The 13,087-nt window shown below is 65.2% G+C and carries 14 protein-coding genes and 1 pseudogene; 10 read left to right on the top strand and 5 right to left on the bottom strand.

Annotated features, from left to right (window positions below; translation table 11 throughout):
- Positions 1-7: 7 nt before the first annotated feature.
- The 4 genes from ACZ6CZ_RS26960 (at position 8) to ACZ6CZ_RS26945 (ending at position 3,936) form a co-directional block, all read left to right on the top strand.
- Entirely contained in the window at positions 8-1,096 is a 1,089-nt protein-coding gene (locus ACZ6CZ_RS26960) for a hypothetical protein (RefSeq protein WP_469026044.1), read from the top strand.
- Positions 1,093-2,061: an LLM class flavin-dependent oxidoreductase gene (locus ACZ6CZ_RS26955; RefSeq protein ID WP_469026042.1), complete on the top strand. Its 969-nt coding sequence runs from the start codon at positions 1,093-1,095 to the stop codon at positions 2,059-2,061. Before ACZ6CZ_RS26960 ends, ACZ6CZ_RS26955 begins: the two co-directional genes overlap by 4 nt.
- Complete coding sequence (locus tag ACZ6CZ_RS26950; RefSeq protein WP_469026039.1) at positions 2,058-2,810, top strand: TylF/MycF/NovP-related O-methyltransferase; 753 nt, start codon at positions 2,058-2,060, stop codon at positions 2,808-2,810. Before ACZ6CZ_RS26955 ends, ACZ6CZ_RS26950 begins: the two co-directional genes overlap by 4 nt.
- A gap of 742 nt (positions 2,811-3,552) precedes the next feature.
- Positions 3,553-3,936: a hypothetical protein gene (locus tag ACZ6CZ_RS26945; RefSeq protein WP_469026037.1), complete on the top strand. Its 384-nt coding sequence runs from the start codon at positions 3,553-3,555 to the stop codon at positions 3,934-3,936.
- A gap of 324 nt (positions 3,937-4,260) precedes the next feature.
- On the opposite strand, the gene ACZ6CZ_RS26940 is transcribed toward ACZ6CZ_RS26945, so the two are convergent.
- From ACZ6CZ_RS26940 to ACZ6CZ_RS26930, 3 genes are all read right to left on the bottom strand, one after another.
- Entirely contained in the window at positions 4,261-4,578 is a 318-nt protein-coding gene (locus ACZ6CZ_RS26940; RefSeq protein ID WP_130336712.1) for a winged helix-turn-helix domain-containing protein, read from the bottom strand.
- A 281-nt stretch (positions 4,579-4,859) separates the two neighbouring features.
- Positions 4,860-5,486 (bottom strand): hypothetical protein, encoded by a 627-nt coding sequence (locus ACZ6CZ_RS26935; RefSeq protein WP_469026034.1) that lies wholly within the window; start codon positions 5,484-5,486, stop codon positions 4,860-4,862.
- A 368-nt stretch (positions 5,487-5,854) separates the two neighbouring features.
- Complete coding sequence (locus ACZ6CZ_RS26930) at positions 5,855-6,673, bottom strand: DUF4365 domain-containing protein (protein WP_469026031.1); 819 nt, start codon at positions 6,671-6,673, stop codon at positions 5,855-5,857.
- Between the two features lie 1,489 nt (positions 6,674-8,162).
- Here ACZ6CZ_RS26930 and ACZ6CZ_RS26925 point away from each other — a divergent pair.
- A complete protein-coding gene (locus tag ACZ6CZ_RS26925; protein ID WP_469026028.1) occupies positions 8,163-8,969 on the top strand; it encodes an IS5 family transposase in 807 nt (268 codons plus the stop codon).
- On the opposite strand, the gene ACZ6CZ_RS26920 is transcribed toward ACZ6CZ_RS26925, so the two are convergent.
- The gene (locus ACZ6CZ_RS26920; RefSeq protein ID WP_469026300.1) at positions 8,887-9,417 is read right to left on the bottom strand and encodes a hypothetical protein; all 531 of its coding nucleotides are present in this window, start codon (positions 9,415-9,417) and stop codon (positions 8,887-8,889) included. The genes ACZ6CZ_RS26925 and ACZ6CZ_RS26920 overlap by 83 nt on opposite strands.
- Positions 9,418-9,488: 71 nt before the next feature.
- Here ACZ6CZ_RS26920 and ACZ6CZ_RS26915 point away from each other — a divergent pair, with 71 nt between their 5' ends.
- Entirely contained in the window at positions 9,489-10,577 is a 1,089-nt protein-coding gene (locus tag ACZ6CZ_RS26915) for an outer membrane protein assembly factor BamB family protein (RefSeq protein ID WP_469026025.1), read from the top strand.
- Here the strand turns inward: ACZ6CZ_RS26915 and ACZ6CZ_RS26910 are convergent.
- Positions 10,567-10,917: pseudogene (locus tag ACZ6CZ_RS26910) on the bottom strand (transposase); the annotation flags it as partial. The gene ACZ6CZ_RS26915 and the pseudogene ACZ6CZ_RS26910 overlap by 11 nt on opposite strands.
- Positions 10,918-11,014: 97 nt before the next feature.
- Between ACZ6CZ_RS26910 and ACZ6CZ_RS26905 the strand changes: the two are divergent.
- The 4 genes from ACZ6CZ_RS26905 to ACZ6CZ_RS26890 all read left to right on the top strand — a co-directional run.
- On the top strand, positions 11,015-11,257 hold the full coding sequence (locus tag ACZ6CZ_RS26905; protein WP_469026022.1) for a hypothetical protein: 243 nt from the start codon (positions 11,015-11,017) through the stop codon (positions 11,255-11,257).
- Positions 11,167-11,658, top strand: a complete 492-nt coding sequence (locus tag ACZ6CZ_RS26900; RefSeq protein WP_469026019.1) for an ISL3 family transposase — start codon at positions 11,167-11,169, stop codon at positions 11,656-11,658. Before ACZ6CZ_RS26905 ends, ACZ6CZ_RS26900 begins: the two co-directional genes overlap by 91 nt.
- An 83-nt stretch (positions 11,659-11,741) precedes the next feature.
- Positions 11,742-12,251: a hypothetical protein gene (locus ACZ6CZ_RS26895; RefSeq protein ID WP_469026017.1), complete on the top strand. Its 510-nt coding sequence runs from the start codon at positions 11,742-11,744 to the stop codon at positions 12,249-12,251.
- A 339-nt stretch (positions 12,252-12,590) separates the two neighbouring features.
- On the top strand, positions 12,591-13,087 hold a 497-nt coding region (locus tag ACZ6CZ_RS26890), incomplete at its 3' end, for an SMI1/KNR4 family protein (protein WP_469026014.1).

The following is a 13,087-nucleotide window of genomic DNA, read 5'->3' as shown; positions in this document are numbered from 1 at the left end:
GAGACCCATGCCTTCTGGCACGTCGGTGCGGGAGCGGTCCTTAAGCTCCCGCACCGCCCACACCATTCGTATCGTCCGCACCGGCTCCTCGGGAGCCCTTGTCCGCATCGTCCAACGCCCCGACGGCACGCTCGTGGCCGTCAAGACCGCCCGCAACCCGCGAGTGCCCGCCATCCAGCAGGCCCGTGCCCGGGACACCATCGCCCCCTACTTCGGCGCCAGGCTTCCCGAGGTCCTCTTCGCCGGCCACCACCACGGCAGCGACACGCTGATCACTCGCTGTCCCTCGATAACCACCCTGGCAGACGCCGCCCTCCGTCCTGGGCCCACCACCCAGGCAGCCGCGGTATGGACCGAGGTGACCGAGGCACTCTGCCAGGTATGGCTCCGGTCCGCACGGCCCGGCTTCGAGCCTGCGCTGGCCACCAGAAAACACGCCCTGCGACTGGAACGTGGCCGCCACGGCTTACACCACGCCGCGCACCACTTGCGAATACCGATCGACGGCCAGCACCACATCATCGTCAACGGCACGGACCACGGATCCCTGGACCGGATGCTGCATCGGCTGGCAGCCCTCCGACCACCCACTATTCGCGTCGCCTGCCACGGAGACCCACAACCTCGCAACATCCTGCTCGACCATGCGAAGCAGTGGCACCTGGTGGACTGGGAGTGGTCCGGCCGCCATCAGGACTGGCGCATGATGACAAGCCACCTCGTCGGCTGGTGGTACGTCGAGAGCCTCCTGGCCGGCACGGACGGCGGTATCACGTCTACACGGTCCGCACTCGCGCTCAGTTACAGCAGCACACCCCCGGCCGTTCTCTCCAAGTGGACCGCCCCGGCGGTGCGCGCCTTCCGGCGGATGAGTCGGCCCGCCGAACTGGAAGAGGACTTCGGTGCGCTCGCTGTTCACACCGCGATGCTCCTGCTCCGGGAAATACCCAAGGTCATCGTGGAGGGAAGGCACCACCTGTTCGCTCCACTCCTGGGCGAGGCGGCCCGGATCCTCGACTCCGCGTACTCCGACTGTCCGCACCCGCTGCTGGAAGCCTTCACCCACCCGCAGCAGACCGAGGGGAGCCTGGGGTGATCACGATCGGCCTGGCACTGCCCCATTACGACGGCTTCTTCCCCAACCCAGGGGTCACTGGAGCACACCGGACGCGCAGGGCACTCGCCTACGCCCAAAGAGCGGAGCAGGCCGGACTGCACCAGCTCTGGGTGTCCGACCATCTCTGGCTTGACGTCGCCCCCCAGGACCGTCGCCGCTCCCCGGACTGCTGGACTCTCTTGGCCGCGATCGCCGCGACCACCCGTCGGATCCGGCTCGGATCTCTGGTCACCCCCGCATCGCTGCGGGAACCCGCACTCCTCATCCACCAGATCGCAACGGTTGCCGATCTCGCCGGAGAACGCCTCGACATCGGCCTCGGCGCCGGCTGGAACGCCGCGGAATTCGCAGCGGCAGGCCGCCGGTTCTCCGCAGCCGCCGACCGGCTCGCCGACGTGGAACGGACTGCTGCGCTGATCCGCACCGAGCTGGGCCCTACGGCACCGCCGGTTTGGGTCGGGGGCAAACGCAGCGGCATTCTGAGCGTCGCCGCACGCATCGCCGATGGTTGGAACCTGGCCTGGGACCCCACCCCTGCCGGCTACTGGCAGCGTCTCGCACGGCTGAACGCAGCGCAGTCGTCGGCAAGAGAAACCGCCCCCATCCTGCGCTCTGTCGGGCTCACCACCGTCATCGGAACGGACGAAGACGATCTCCACCAGCGGTGGACCAGGCTGCGCCGTTGGGTACCTGGCGGTCACCTCGACGGGCTCAGCTTCGAAACGTGGCGCAAACGGGGGCTGATCGGCACTCCTGACGAGGTGCACAGCCGGCTCACCGCATGGGAGAGCCTCGGGGTCGACCACGTCGTGTGCGCCCTCGGCATGCCCTTCGGTCTGTTCGACGACGAGCAGATCGACCTGCTCACGGCCGCAGCGCGCCGGGCCGGAGCCACTACCACCGCTAAGCCACTCATCCAGGAAGAAAGGTTTGGACCAGCATGATCGACCTTCCCGATCCGGCCACAGCATTCCAGCACGAAGAGGACTTCCTCCTGACCTGTGGCCCCAGCCGCATCGGCAAGATACTCGCGCTTTATGACCTCTACCAGCGGATCCGCACGGTCCCTGGTGCGATCGTCGAGTGCGGTGTCTTCCGCGGGGGATCCTTCACCATGTGGGCGATGCTGCGGCACCTGCTGGAGTCCGAGCACACCCGACCCCTCATTGGTTTCGACACGTTCGGGGAATTCCCCCACACCAGCGCCGAATCCGACCAGCGCATCGTCGACCACATCCAGCAGGTCGCCGGCCTCAACTGCATCGGAGCAGACCAGCTGCTTGAGACCCTGGGGCAACGGAGGCGCGGGCTCGAAGCGAACACGGTCCTGGTCCCTGGCGACGTGTGCGAGACGGTTCCGCAGTACGTCGCCAACCACCCCGAGCTCGCCATCTCGCTGCTCGTGATCGACACCGACCTCTACGAGCCAGCCGTCACCTGCCTCACCGAACTCGTTCCCCTCGTGTCCCCGGGCGGCATCGTGATCGTGGACAACTACGGGGTCTTCCCCGGCGAGACCCAGGCGTTCCGCGAGTACCTGGCTTCCCATCCGGGCACACGGCTGGAGCAGCCCGCTCACACCGGGCATCTCATGCACTTCTCCCCGTCCGCAGCAGTCGCTCCGCCGAACCAGCCACTTTCCGAGAAACAGGCTGCCACGGAAGCAATGGGGCACGTCCGAGTCGGTCGATAACCCCGAGTACTCACGCCTTGGTACCCGCAAACTAACCAGCTCGTTGACGCGTCCGCCCGATCGAGCGCGATGACCATCGTCGAACAGGCTCGGTCACCCGGAGGCCGTGGCCATCCACCTCGCCGAGCGGCTCTCCCGGGCTTCGCCACACCGTCAGGCGCTTCGGTGCCATGCTGCACCACGGCTTCGGCGAGCTCGCCGCTCTCTGCGCTGCGAGCGAGGTGAAGCACGGCGTCGGCAGACGACCGCTCTGGTGTCGGGCGCTTGTACCACCCTCGGGGCGAGCTGCTGCGTAACGGTGACCAAACCGGGTTCCAGGGAAAGCCCCCCGCGTCATCACAGGAGGTCCACAGTCCATGTTCAGCGCCCCGTCACTCGCTCGCGGCATCGATAGCTCTGGACCAATCGCCTCCGAGTGTACGGTCCGCCGGCACGCCCGCTACGGCCAGCTGAGGATGGGCGGGAACAAGAAAGGATGAGAACCCGCGAGCCCCTCGACACACACCCGGCACGGCGTGACGAAGCACTGCGGCGGGCCTTGGAAGACGCCTCCATGGGCCGCTGGGAGGGCCCGCAGCAGATGCTGGCCTCTACCGGCGCGGACTGGGACCGGCGGATCTTCCGCCTCTAGGTTCTCGCCGAGGCGGGTGCGCGGCTGCGGTTCGCCGACACCTGGGCGAAGGCGGAACCGCGCTCGCCGCACGCACTGGCCCTCCTCGCGAACGTACAAGCCCTTCGCGCGATGATCGCCGGGCAGAGCGGCGGCCAGTCACTGATGCACGAAGCGTGGGCCACCTGCCGCACCGCGCTGGGAGTGTGGCCGCACGACGTTGCGCCCCTTGTGGTGATGCTCGCGTTGCTGCGGACGCACGCACCGGATCGGTCAACCTTGCGGCATGTGTGGGCGGAGATCAAGCAGCGTGACCCGTGGAACCGCGAAGCCCACCACGAAGTCGTCACCTACCTGTTCCAGCGCAACCACGGCAGGCCGGGGGAGGCGATGTGGTGGGCGGAGGAGCAGGCGTCCATCGCGCCGCAGGGGCTGCCGATCTCGGTCTGCCATGTCTTGCTCACCACTCACGGTCGAGGGAGAACTGTCCTCAGCGACGGTAGCGGCAGGCACTGACAACGAAGGGAGCCCGATGCTGGGAGCCGGATTCCGAAGTTGGCTCCCAACTGGCTCCCAGAATGGTCCCCGGAACCACTCAGGGGCCCGACCCGCTCTGCGGATCAGGCCCCTGACCTGGTGTTTCTCTGTCGGGGTGGCGGGATTTGAACCCACGACCTCTTCGTCCCGAAGCAACTTGGGTGGGCGCCTGGCCTTGGGCTGATGTGCCGTCCACCTGCGCTGATGATCCGGCGGCGTCCGCGCTCGTCCGCCGATGTACGTTGGCGTTGTCACGCAGTTAGACACTCACCCTTGCCGCGGCAGCCCCTTCCGCTGGACCTCTTAAGAGGATCCCCCCTGACCGGGTACAAGGGCACGATGAGCCGCCCAGCCTGCCTCGGTGAGCGCCCAAGGATCACCGCGCCTCTCGTAAGGCTTGAGAAGCCCTGCCTTGACCATCCGGTTCCGCTGCCAAGCGGTTCGGTTCTCCCACTTGACTTCTCCGTTGGAAGGCTGCGGAAGGTGGTCGGTGCCGGTGAGCTGGGAGCCGTATCGCTCCTCGATTCTCCGAAGCACGGCCTGCTTGGAACCCGCGCCGCCCATCTCGCCAAGCGTTATGAGAAGCCAACGGCCGAGTACCTCGTGGGGGGTCAGCTGCATGTTGGCGATCGTAGGAGCCGATCTGGCCCGTGTGGCGCCCTCTGCTGAGAAAGTGGCTTGAAGTTAGACGGAGTTGGGGCACCGCACTCCGCTGGGAAGAAACACCCCATCTTGCCCGACCGCCACCCCTGGGCGGAAACCCGTATCATCACGTGCCCCTGACCTGGGGCTTTGCCGCTGGCGTCTGAGGCTCGATTGTCACTGTCGGTCGCCGTTGGTCGGCCTCGGGCACCCTCGCACGGCCCACAGACGGCCCAGGATTCAGTCGCCTCGCCGTCTGATCACTCAAGCGGCTGGGGAGCGACCGGGAGCCGTTCGCTGTGCAGCCAGTCGAAGGTGCGGTCGGGTTCGAGGTGGGCTTGCCCCCAGTACATGGCGTGGATGCCGCTCTCGACGTCGGCCGTGAAGAACAGGCACACCAGCTTCGTCGACGCCCCCAGCTCCTCGAACGCTTCGTGCAGCTGTAGGTACTCGCCGGTCGTCAGGTCGTCCTCGAGCTCGAACAACGCGTCCCGCGGCTCCGGCCCATGCGCCCGGAACATCCGGCGTCGTGTCGTGGACGTCTTGGAGGGCAACCGGGCACGGTCAAGCGGCCTCGGCCTGTCCGCGTACTTGAAGGGGAAGAGAGCGTGATCATTGATCACGGCGTACTCGTACCCCAGTACCTCCCGCACGGGCTCGCCCAGCTCGCGCGCCATGTCGGCCAGGTACTCACGCACGGCCTGGGCGAGGGTCACGCCGTAGGGACTCCGCTTCTTCAGCCCGGCTGCACGATGCGCCGCATGAGCCTTCGCGTGAGCCTTGGCGAGCTGCACCGGAACCGCCTCCGCGAGTCCGCCGGCATGCCTCCCGAACCGCTCGACCGCCCAAGCCGACGGCACTACCGGATTGCCACCCAGCGTCGACATGCAGCGTCCCCCTCCCCCGTTACCCCCTCCTCTCAACTGTGTGACACGTACACGAAGGGGACACAAGGGAGCGTTTTGGCCATGGCTTGACCCAGCGACGTCTCTTCCTCAGAAGCCGGTCTACTGATCACTGGTCCCGCTGACCAGCGAGGCTGACGAAGCCCACGCCTCTGAGCTGCTCGGATGCCGTGGGCCTCTGTCGTTGTCGGTCGGCGTCGGCTGACCTCGGACGGCCCGGACGCGGCCCGGCCATCGCAGCGAGCCTCTCCGCGGGGTGGGCCCGGGTTCCGGTGCTAAAAGGTGCGCACCTCTTGGAGGTCCGACCTGATGACATCGAACGCCACCGTGCCTGGCTGAGGCGTGCTCACTTAAGACTGGTCGGCACGCCCAGAACGAGCCCATTGCGTTGAGCTGAAGCATGCTGCCAGCCACATCGCTTCATCAAAATCAAGGATGACGTCTCCAATAGTTGGAACATTGGCCATGATTCCTGGAATTCTGCCGGAGTGTCCATCAGAGGTTTGGACGCCGAATCTCATCATCCCAGGGCTGACGCGTTGAGGATCCCAATCCAGATCACTGTGTAGCAGAGTTGCAAAATCCTGGCCTCTGCGCTGCCAAAAAATCAAATCTTCACCGCACCCATTGATGAAATGCATCACCAGGTCAGATTTTTCAAACTCGATGCCCGCCATTTCGGCTAGCTCGGTGCGGAGGGCTTGATTGCCCCGGTAACGACCTACATAGCGACGTACACGCGTGACAAATTCTGCCACACACTCGTCGTCAAGTACGGAACTAGTGCTGACCAGGATGGTCCTCAACTTTTGCCGATTGCGGCGGGCCTGTAGCAGCTGCTCTGTAGCATTCGCCCAATAAAGCCCGTCGGTCTGTAGGTCGTGAACTACGCATAGTACGGGCGCATTGCTATCGGCCCATGTATCCGCGTGCTGAGCCACGGGAACTCCGTACCCATTGGCGCGGCGCCAGGACTTACCGCCTTTTACCTGAATCTTTATCAGATCGCCGGTTGTTTGTCCATGCTCGGTAAACGTAACATACAGATCCTCGCCGAAGTCGTTCTGCCCGTCGATCTCCTGGACGATGTGGTCATGCCGCTCCAACAGTGCACGAAGTTTGTTGACTGCGGCTCGCCCTGCACGCCTGTTGCTAGGTACCCCGGCCATGTCCCCCTCTTTTCAATCTGAGTTGCCATTTGAAGATATGAGCGAATGTTGGCAGTGGAGTACCGCTCACCTCCTGCCTGTAGCCCCCCGGCTTACTCGAGTTGACTGACTAGTCAATGATTAGTTGACACTGCCAGGCTCCATGATCGACTAGGTCAGCCCTGCAAGCTGAATGTTTCGAGTAACTTAGGAGGGCCTTGCCTCGGATATCTTTTCACTGTCCTCCGCGGCATGGCGGGGACTTCGGCAAGCTAGTGGCATCAGCTTTCCGAGGGGGCGAAATGACATCCGTCGTACAGTCGATCCGACGCGCAGTGCTGCGTGTAGCACACGTGGTGCGGAGTGATTATTATTGCCAGATCGGCTTTTTGATCATCTGCGCCCGCTTCGTTAGCGCGGAGCAAATGACCGCCTTGGCCGGCGTCCTGCTGGCGCGGCAGCGTGCTGCAGATTTAGGTGAGGGGGAAGGGGTTATGACCCCTCAGAGTGGGGTGGGTCGGTCCGCTGGAAATGAAGCCACCTGAACGCCAACTGAAGGTTCTCATCGTGGTTATCTAGTCGATGTTGGGCATCGACTAGATAACCGAATCGATCTCGCCTTCTCCGATTCATGAAGTCACGTTCCGCCTCGCTGGAACCTCCCGCTAGGCGCAAGAACCTCTGCTCTGCGGCCTGGCGGCTTCGCATCCCCATTGCGCTCGCTATCTCTCGAAAAGTGATATCACGCTTCCGTGCTTCTCTTAACAAGCTTTCCTCGATCGATTCGAGAAGCACCTTACCTTCACTTATGAGGGTGAGCCCGTCGAGAATATCTTGGCGGGTTCTTCTCATCCCCTTAGGGGGTTGGGCGAGCAATGAGAGGAAGATTGCCACGTCGACAAGGAAGTGCTTTGCTTCGTCAGCTCTGTCCCAGTACCTCTTGCCCAGCCTTGAGCACGAGCGGATGGCTTGGTGAGGCAGCCTGACATAACGGTCGGGAAAGAATTTCCAACGCGAGGTCACAGGCACACGGTAGGGCAAGCGGCAGTGCCGCGTCACCAGTTCGGCTCATCGGTGCATCCACGCGCTAGGTCGGCGGAACGGCTTTGGGCTGGAGCTGCTTTGGGGCGAGTGATCATGGCCCCGTAAGCTTCCGGCGAGTCGGGCAGTCTGTGGACCTGCCCGTTAAAGCACGACGTTGGGGCCATGATCTTAGAGGCTCGCCCCAAAGTGGCTGCCTAACTGCCTGTTCTCTATCCGCTCGCGCGGTCGGACAGGTTCGAACGGGAGCCTGGTTCGGGTGAGTTGTCCGGGGCGAGTGCATGAAGGGAGGGCCTCTTGGTAGCTCGCGGATGTCGAGTCCAGCGAGAAGCAAGAGGCCCTGTTGTCGAAGTGTCGCGTGGTCGTGGTCGCCGAGTCCAGTTCGTCCACTCGTGGGTGTGACTGCCTCGCCCACAGGTTCGGGAACGCGGTCGACCGGCCGCAGCGCCGGCCCCGATACGGCTCGGACATGAGCGATGCCGAGTGGGCTGTGGTCAGGAACCTGCTGCCGGTTCCGGGCTGGCTTTCGGGCCGCGGCGGGCGTCCGGAGGGCTACTGCCACCGGCAGATGATCGACGCAGTGCGCTATCTCGTCGACAACGGCATCAAGTGGCGGGCGATGCCCGCGGACTTCCCGCCCTGGCCGCGCGTCTATGCATTCTTCGCCCGCTGGCGGGACACGGGACTGGTAACCGAGCTGCACGACCGGCTGCGGGAAGCCGTCCGCGCCGGTGAAGGCCGCAGCGCCGAGCCGAGCGCGGGGGTCGTGGACTCGCAGTCGGTGAAGGCGGACGCCACCGTCACCTTCGGCTCACGGGGCTTCGACGCGGGCAAGAAGATCAACGGTCGTAAGCGGCACCTGCTCACCGACACGCTCGGACTTCTCCTGGCCGTGCTGGTCACACCGGCGTCCGTGACCGACCGGGACGGCGCCCGGTCCCTTCTGCCAGCGGCGGCCGGCCGCTTCCGGCGGCTGGCGCGGGTCTGGGCCGACGGCGGTTACACCGGCCACCTCACCGACTGGACCAGCCAGCATTTCCGGCTCGTCCTCGACATCGTCCGCCGCAGCGAGGATGTCCGCGGGTTCCAGCCACTGCCCCGCCGCTGGGTCGTCGAACGGTCCTTCGCCTGGTTTCTGCGCAGCCGCCGCCTGGTCCGGGACTACGAACGACGCACCGACACGAGCGAAGCCGTCATCCGCTGGTCGATGATCGCCCTGATGAGCCGCCGCCTGGCCGCACAGCCTCATCAGTGCGCTGTTTTGCAGGCAGGGTGAACCTCCCGGGCTTTGCCTCCACCAGCCAGCCCCGTTCCACCAGCCTCTTCAACCGTGCTCTCGCACCCTCGACGCGTGAGGCCGAGGCGCTGTCCCAGCCGAGTACCACGGCCGCCCGCCGGGCACCCAGCCCGTCACCCCCGGCCCCGGCCGCGGCTGCCATCACCGCCTGGTAGTCCACCGACAGGTCTTCGACCCCGGCCGCGTTCTGGCGATGCGGCACCGCACGGCGCGGACCCACCGGCTTCCTCGGCGACGGGCCAGCGACCGTCTCGGTCGGCTGTTCCTCCTCGGCGAGCGCTTCCAGATACTGCTCGAGGCCGATCGTCCGAAGCCTGAGAACCTCCTCGGCCTCCACCAAGTCTGCCCGCACCCTCTCCAGTTCGGCTTCGAGCTCCTCCACCCGCACGGCAGCAGCCTTTCGCCGCGTTTCCAGGACCGCCCGCATCGACGGCATCCGCCACCCCCACGCCGACTCGATCAGCAACGAGTCGAGACTCCCGCCACAGCCGCAATCGCATGCCTGACCAGCGGAATCCGCACACGGTATTCGGAAAGCGAACGACCTCTAAGTCAACCGCCTTCGTTGCGACCACAACCCAGATGCAAGCCATGGACACCGCAACAGGTCGGATAACCGCTACGGTGACGCCTGATCTAACGCCCGTCGAAACAGGCAACGGATGGAACGACACCAACCACGCCGATGCCCCGTTGCTCGTCACCGCCCACGGTACTCCGACTGTCATTGCTCCCTTTGTTGTGAAGCAGACCGGCACCGGGACACAGGCAAGCCACACGGTGGTAGAGGTCACTGGTACCAGCGCGGACACCGGCAAAGCCATCTGGCACCTGACGCTGCGGCTGCCTGAATGGGCGACGGAGAATGACCCCGAGGCCTCAGCCATCGGCGCGGACAACGGCATCGCCGTCATCCGCGTTTCCACCCTCCACCACGACCACGCTGCCGCCTATGGCATCGACCTGAACGGTCCGCGCCAGGTATGGAGCGCTGATAAGTTCCAGGCGAGCGCAGTCACCGATCAAACCGTGGCGGGAGCACTGCTGGAAGACGACATCGGCATCGACCAGCGACCCGCCGGATTCGACCTCGCCACCGGCAAACGACTCTGGCAGGGCTCTCTCGGCGATTCCGCGAGTACAGACTCGGCCGGCCCGCACCAACTCCGCGTCCACGGCAAGGACTACGACAACGGACACTACGACCGGCTCGCCGACCCCCGCACCGGCCGTACTCTGCAAACCCTCCCGGCCGACCTCGCCGGCTCCACCTGCACCTACGACGACCGGAGCATGCTCATCTGCTACGGCATGGGCGCCGCCTCCTACGTCGTCTACGGCCTAAACCCCTCCACCGGCAAGGTGGCGTGGCGGCTTCCGGACAAGCAAGCCGACCGTATCGCTCCCGAGATCACCACGGCCTGGCACGGCCGTATCTACGGCACTACCGACAACGGTGCGGTCGCCCTTGACGCCCGCACGGGCAAGGACTTGCCAAGCCCGCGGGTCGCCCCGCTCCTCGTCGACGAATCGGCGGGCATCGTCCTGGGTGACTCCAGCCTGCTTGCCTACCCCTCTAGCGGCTGACCAACGACGTGAGTTGTCGGTGGGTGATGAGGCAGCAGGCCAGTTTGAGGAATGCTTCGTGTATGTCGGCCCTGCGTTCCCAACGGACACGCAGGCGCCGGAAGCCGTGCAACCAGGCAAACGTCCTCTCGACCACCCAGCGGTAGGTGCCCAGCCCGGTGCCGTGCCGAGTACCACGGCGGGCGATCGCCGGCACGATGCCTCGCTCGCGGACCTGGTCACGGTAGGCGTCGTGGTCGTAGCCGCGATCGGCGAACAGCGAGTCCGGCCTGCGACGAGGCCGTCCGACGCGGCCACGGACGGGCGGGATGGCGTCGAGCAGCGGCAGTAGTTGGGTAACGTACCGATTCGCCGATCGGACCCGGGCCCGGCATGCCGTTGTCCACGCCCTGCTGACGGCGGGACACAGCCGGCGTTCAGTACAGCGGCAGCTCGGGATGACCTACCGCACCGTCAAGCAGTTCGCCGACGCCGCGATGCCGGAAGACCTGTTCACGGGCCAGTGGCAGAACCGGCCCTCCGTCCTTGACGACTACAAGCCCTACCTGGACGACCGCTGGAGCGAGGGCTGCACCAACGCCTGGAAGCTGTGGGAGGAGATCGTCCACTCGGCTACAAGGGCAGCTGCCAGCGCGTTCGCGCCTACCTGCACGACAAGCGCACCTCACCGCGACCGGTGACCGCCAGGCCGCCCTCGCCCCGGACCGCCGCCGGGTGGATCCTCCGCCACCCGGACACCCTCATCGAGACCGAACGGCTCCAGCTCAAAACAGTCCGGGCCCACTGCCCCGAACTCGACGCCCTCACCGGGCACGTCCGCTCCTTCGCGACCATGCTCACCGAGCGTCAGGGAGAGCGCCTGCCGGACTGGCTCGACGCCGTCCGGCAGGACAACCTGCCCAGCCTCCACATCCTCGCCACAGGCATCGACCGAGACCGCGACGCCGTCATCGCCGGCCTGGCCCTGCCCTGGAACTCCGGCGTCGTCGAAGGACACGTCAACCGGATCAAGATGCTCAAGCGCCAGATGTTCGGCCGGGCAGGCATCGCCCTCCTGCGGAAGCGCGTCCTCATGTCCTGATCACCGACGGGAGGAACTCGATGGCAGCGGCGTCGGCGGATGTGTCAGCCTTCCCCTCCCAGATGCCGACGGAGAACACTTTGATGACCAGCGACGACGCCCTCGATCAGCTCAGACACATCGCGCGCGAGAGGGCATTCGGCAGGCATGTCGGGTCGGACCGGCTCATTCAGGCAGGTCTGGACGCACTGATAGCAGGGGTCGAGAGCCCGTCCCTCGCCATGCTGGCTGGACTCCTTCGGAGCGAAGAGCCCGAAGCGCCAGAGCTCTTCGACCAAGTACTGGAGGAACTGGGACTGCTCTTCCACCCACCCGCGGACCCCCGGGCCGCAAAGTGGGCGATGGCCTACTGGATCGCCGGTCAGATCGCCGACGGATCCCTGGATCCCGCCGCCGGCACTCACCTCATCTGGGCAGACATTGCCTACGACCTCGGCTACCCCGAAGAGCTAGCACCCCTTGTGCACTGCGCGCACAACCTAGACGGCTGGGAGGAGAGCTGGGGAGTCTCCGTCGAGGAACTCAACGGAGAAGCGGTTGAGGCAGCGAAGCAGTTCCTTAGCAAGAGGTCTGCAGCCGAGGCGGGGGACTAACCCGAGCCTCGTTCTCGCCATCGGGATCGGTCAACCGCGGGCTGATCCACTCACTCAACGTGGCCGCACCACAGAACCTGAGCCAGAACCATTTCTCGTGAACATCCGCAGCCCCGCCGACCGGCCACCGCCATCCAAACCGATGGACAAACGCACAGGGTTGTCGCTAGCTCCTGGACCTTCAACGCAACCGCCTGGGACAAGAACGGAAAGCAGTCTGTACTGTTCAATGGTGGTGTGGTGCACAACGAAATCGGCGGAAGAAACCTCGGTCTGCAAAACGATGAAGAGGGAAATCCCGCGCCGGTCCGGTAGGCAATCGAAAGGAGCACAGCGGTCATGACAGTCCAAAACAGTTTCGAGACATTGAGGGAACTGCTACCCCCACACCCGGGCGCCGCCCTAGACGTGGATTGGGCAGCGGTTGAGGAGGCTTGGGGGCTGGAGTTCCCCTCCGACTACAAGGATCTCATCACCCACTACGGCGATGTGCTCCTCGGGGACTACCTACAGGTCATCGCCCCCACCAGCGCCACACCGGACACCTGCGATGAGCCCAGCGCGCCCCGGGGTGGCATGGGCTTCATCACTGCGGACACCCGCGACACCTGGATGGACACCGAGCCAACCGACATTGACGCCGAGCCCGAAGAACTGGTGACCTGGGGAGCGGCGAGCAGCGCCGACCTCTTCTGCTGGCTTACCCGTGGTGAACCGGACAAGTGGCCGGTTCTAGTCTTTAGAGGTCATCTCATTTGGCTGAGTAGGCTGTCGGTTGTGGTGGGGATCGTTGAACGGCTGGTGCCGGACGAGTTGTGGGATCTGTTCCAGCGGGT

The sequence above is a fragment of the Streptomyces sp. NPDC041135 genome, from assembly GCF_055592085.1.
Note: the sequence above shows the minus strand (reverse complement) of the source record. Positions and strands in the feature narration are given on the sequence as shown.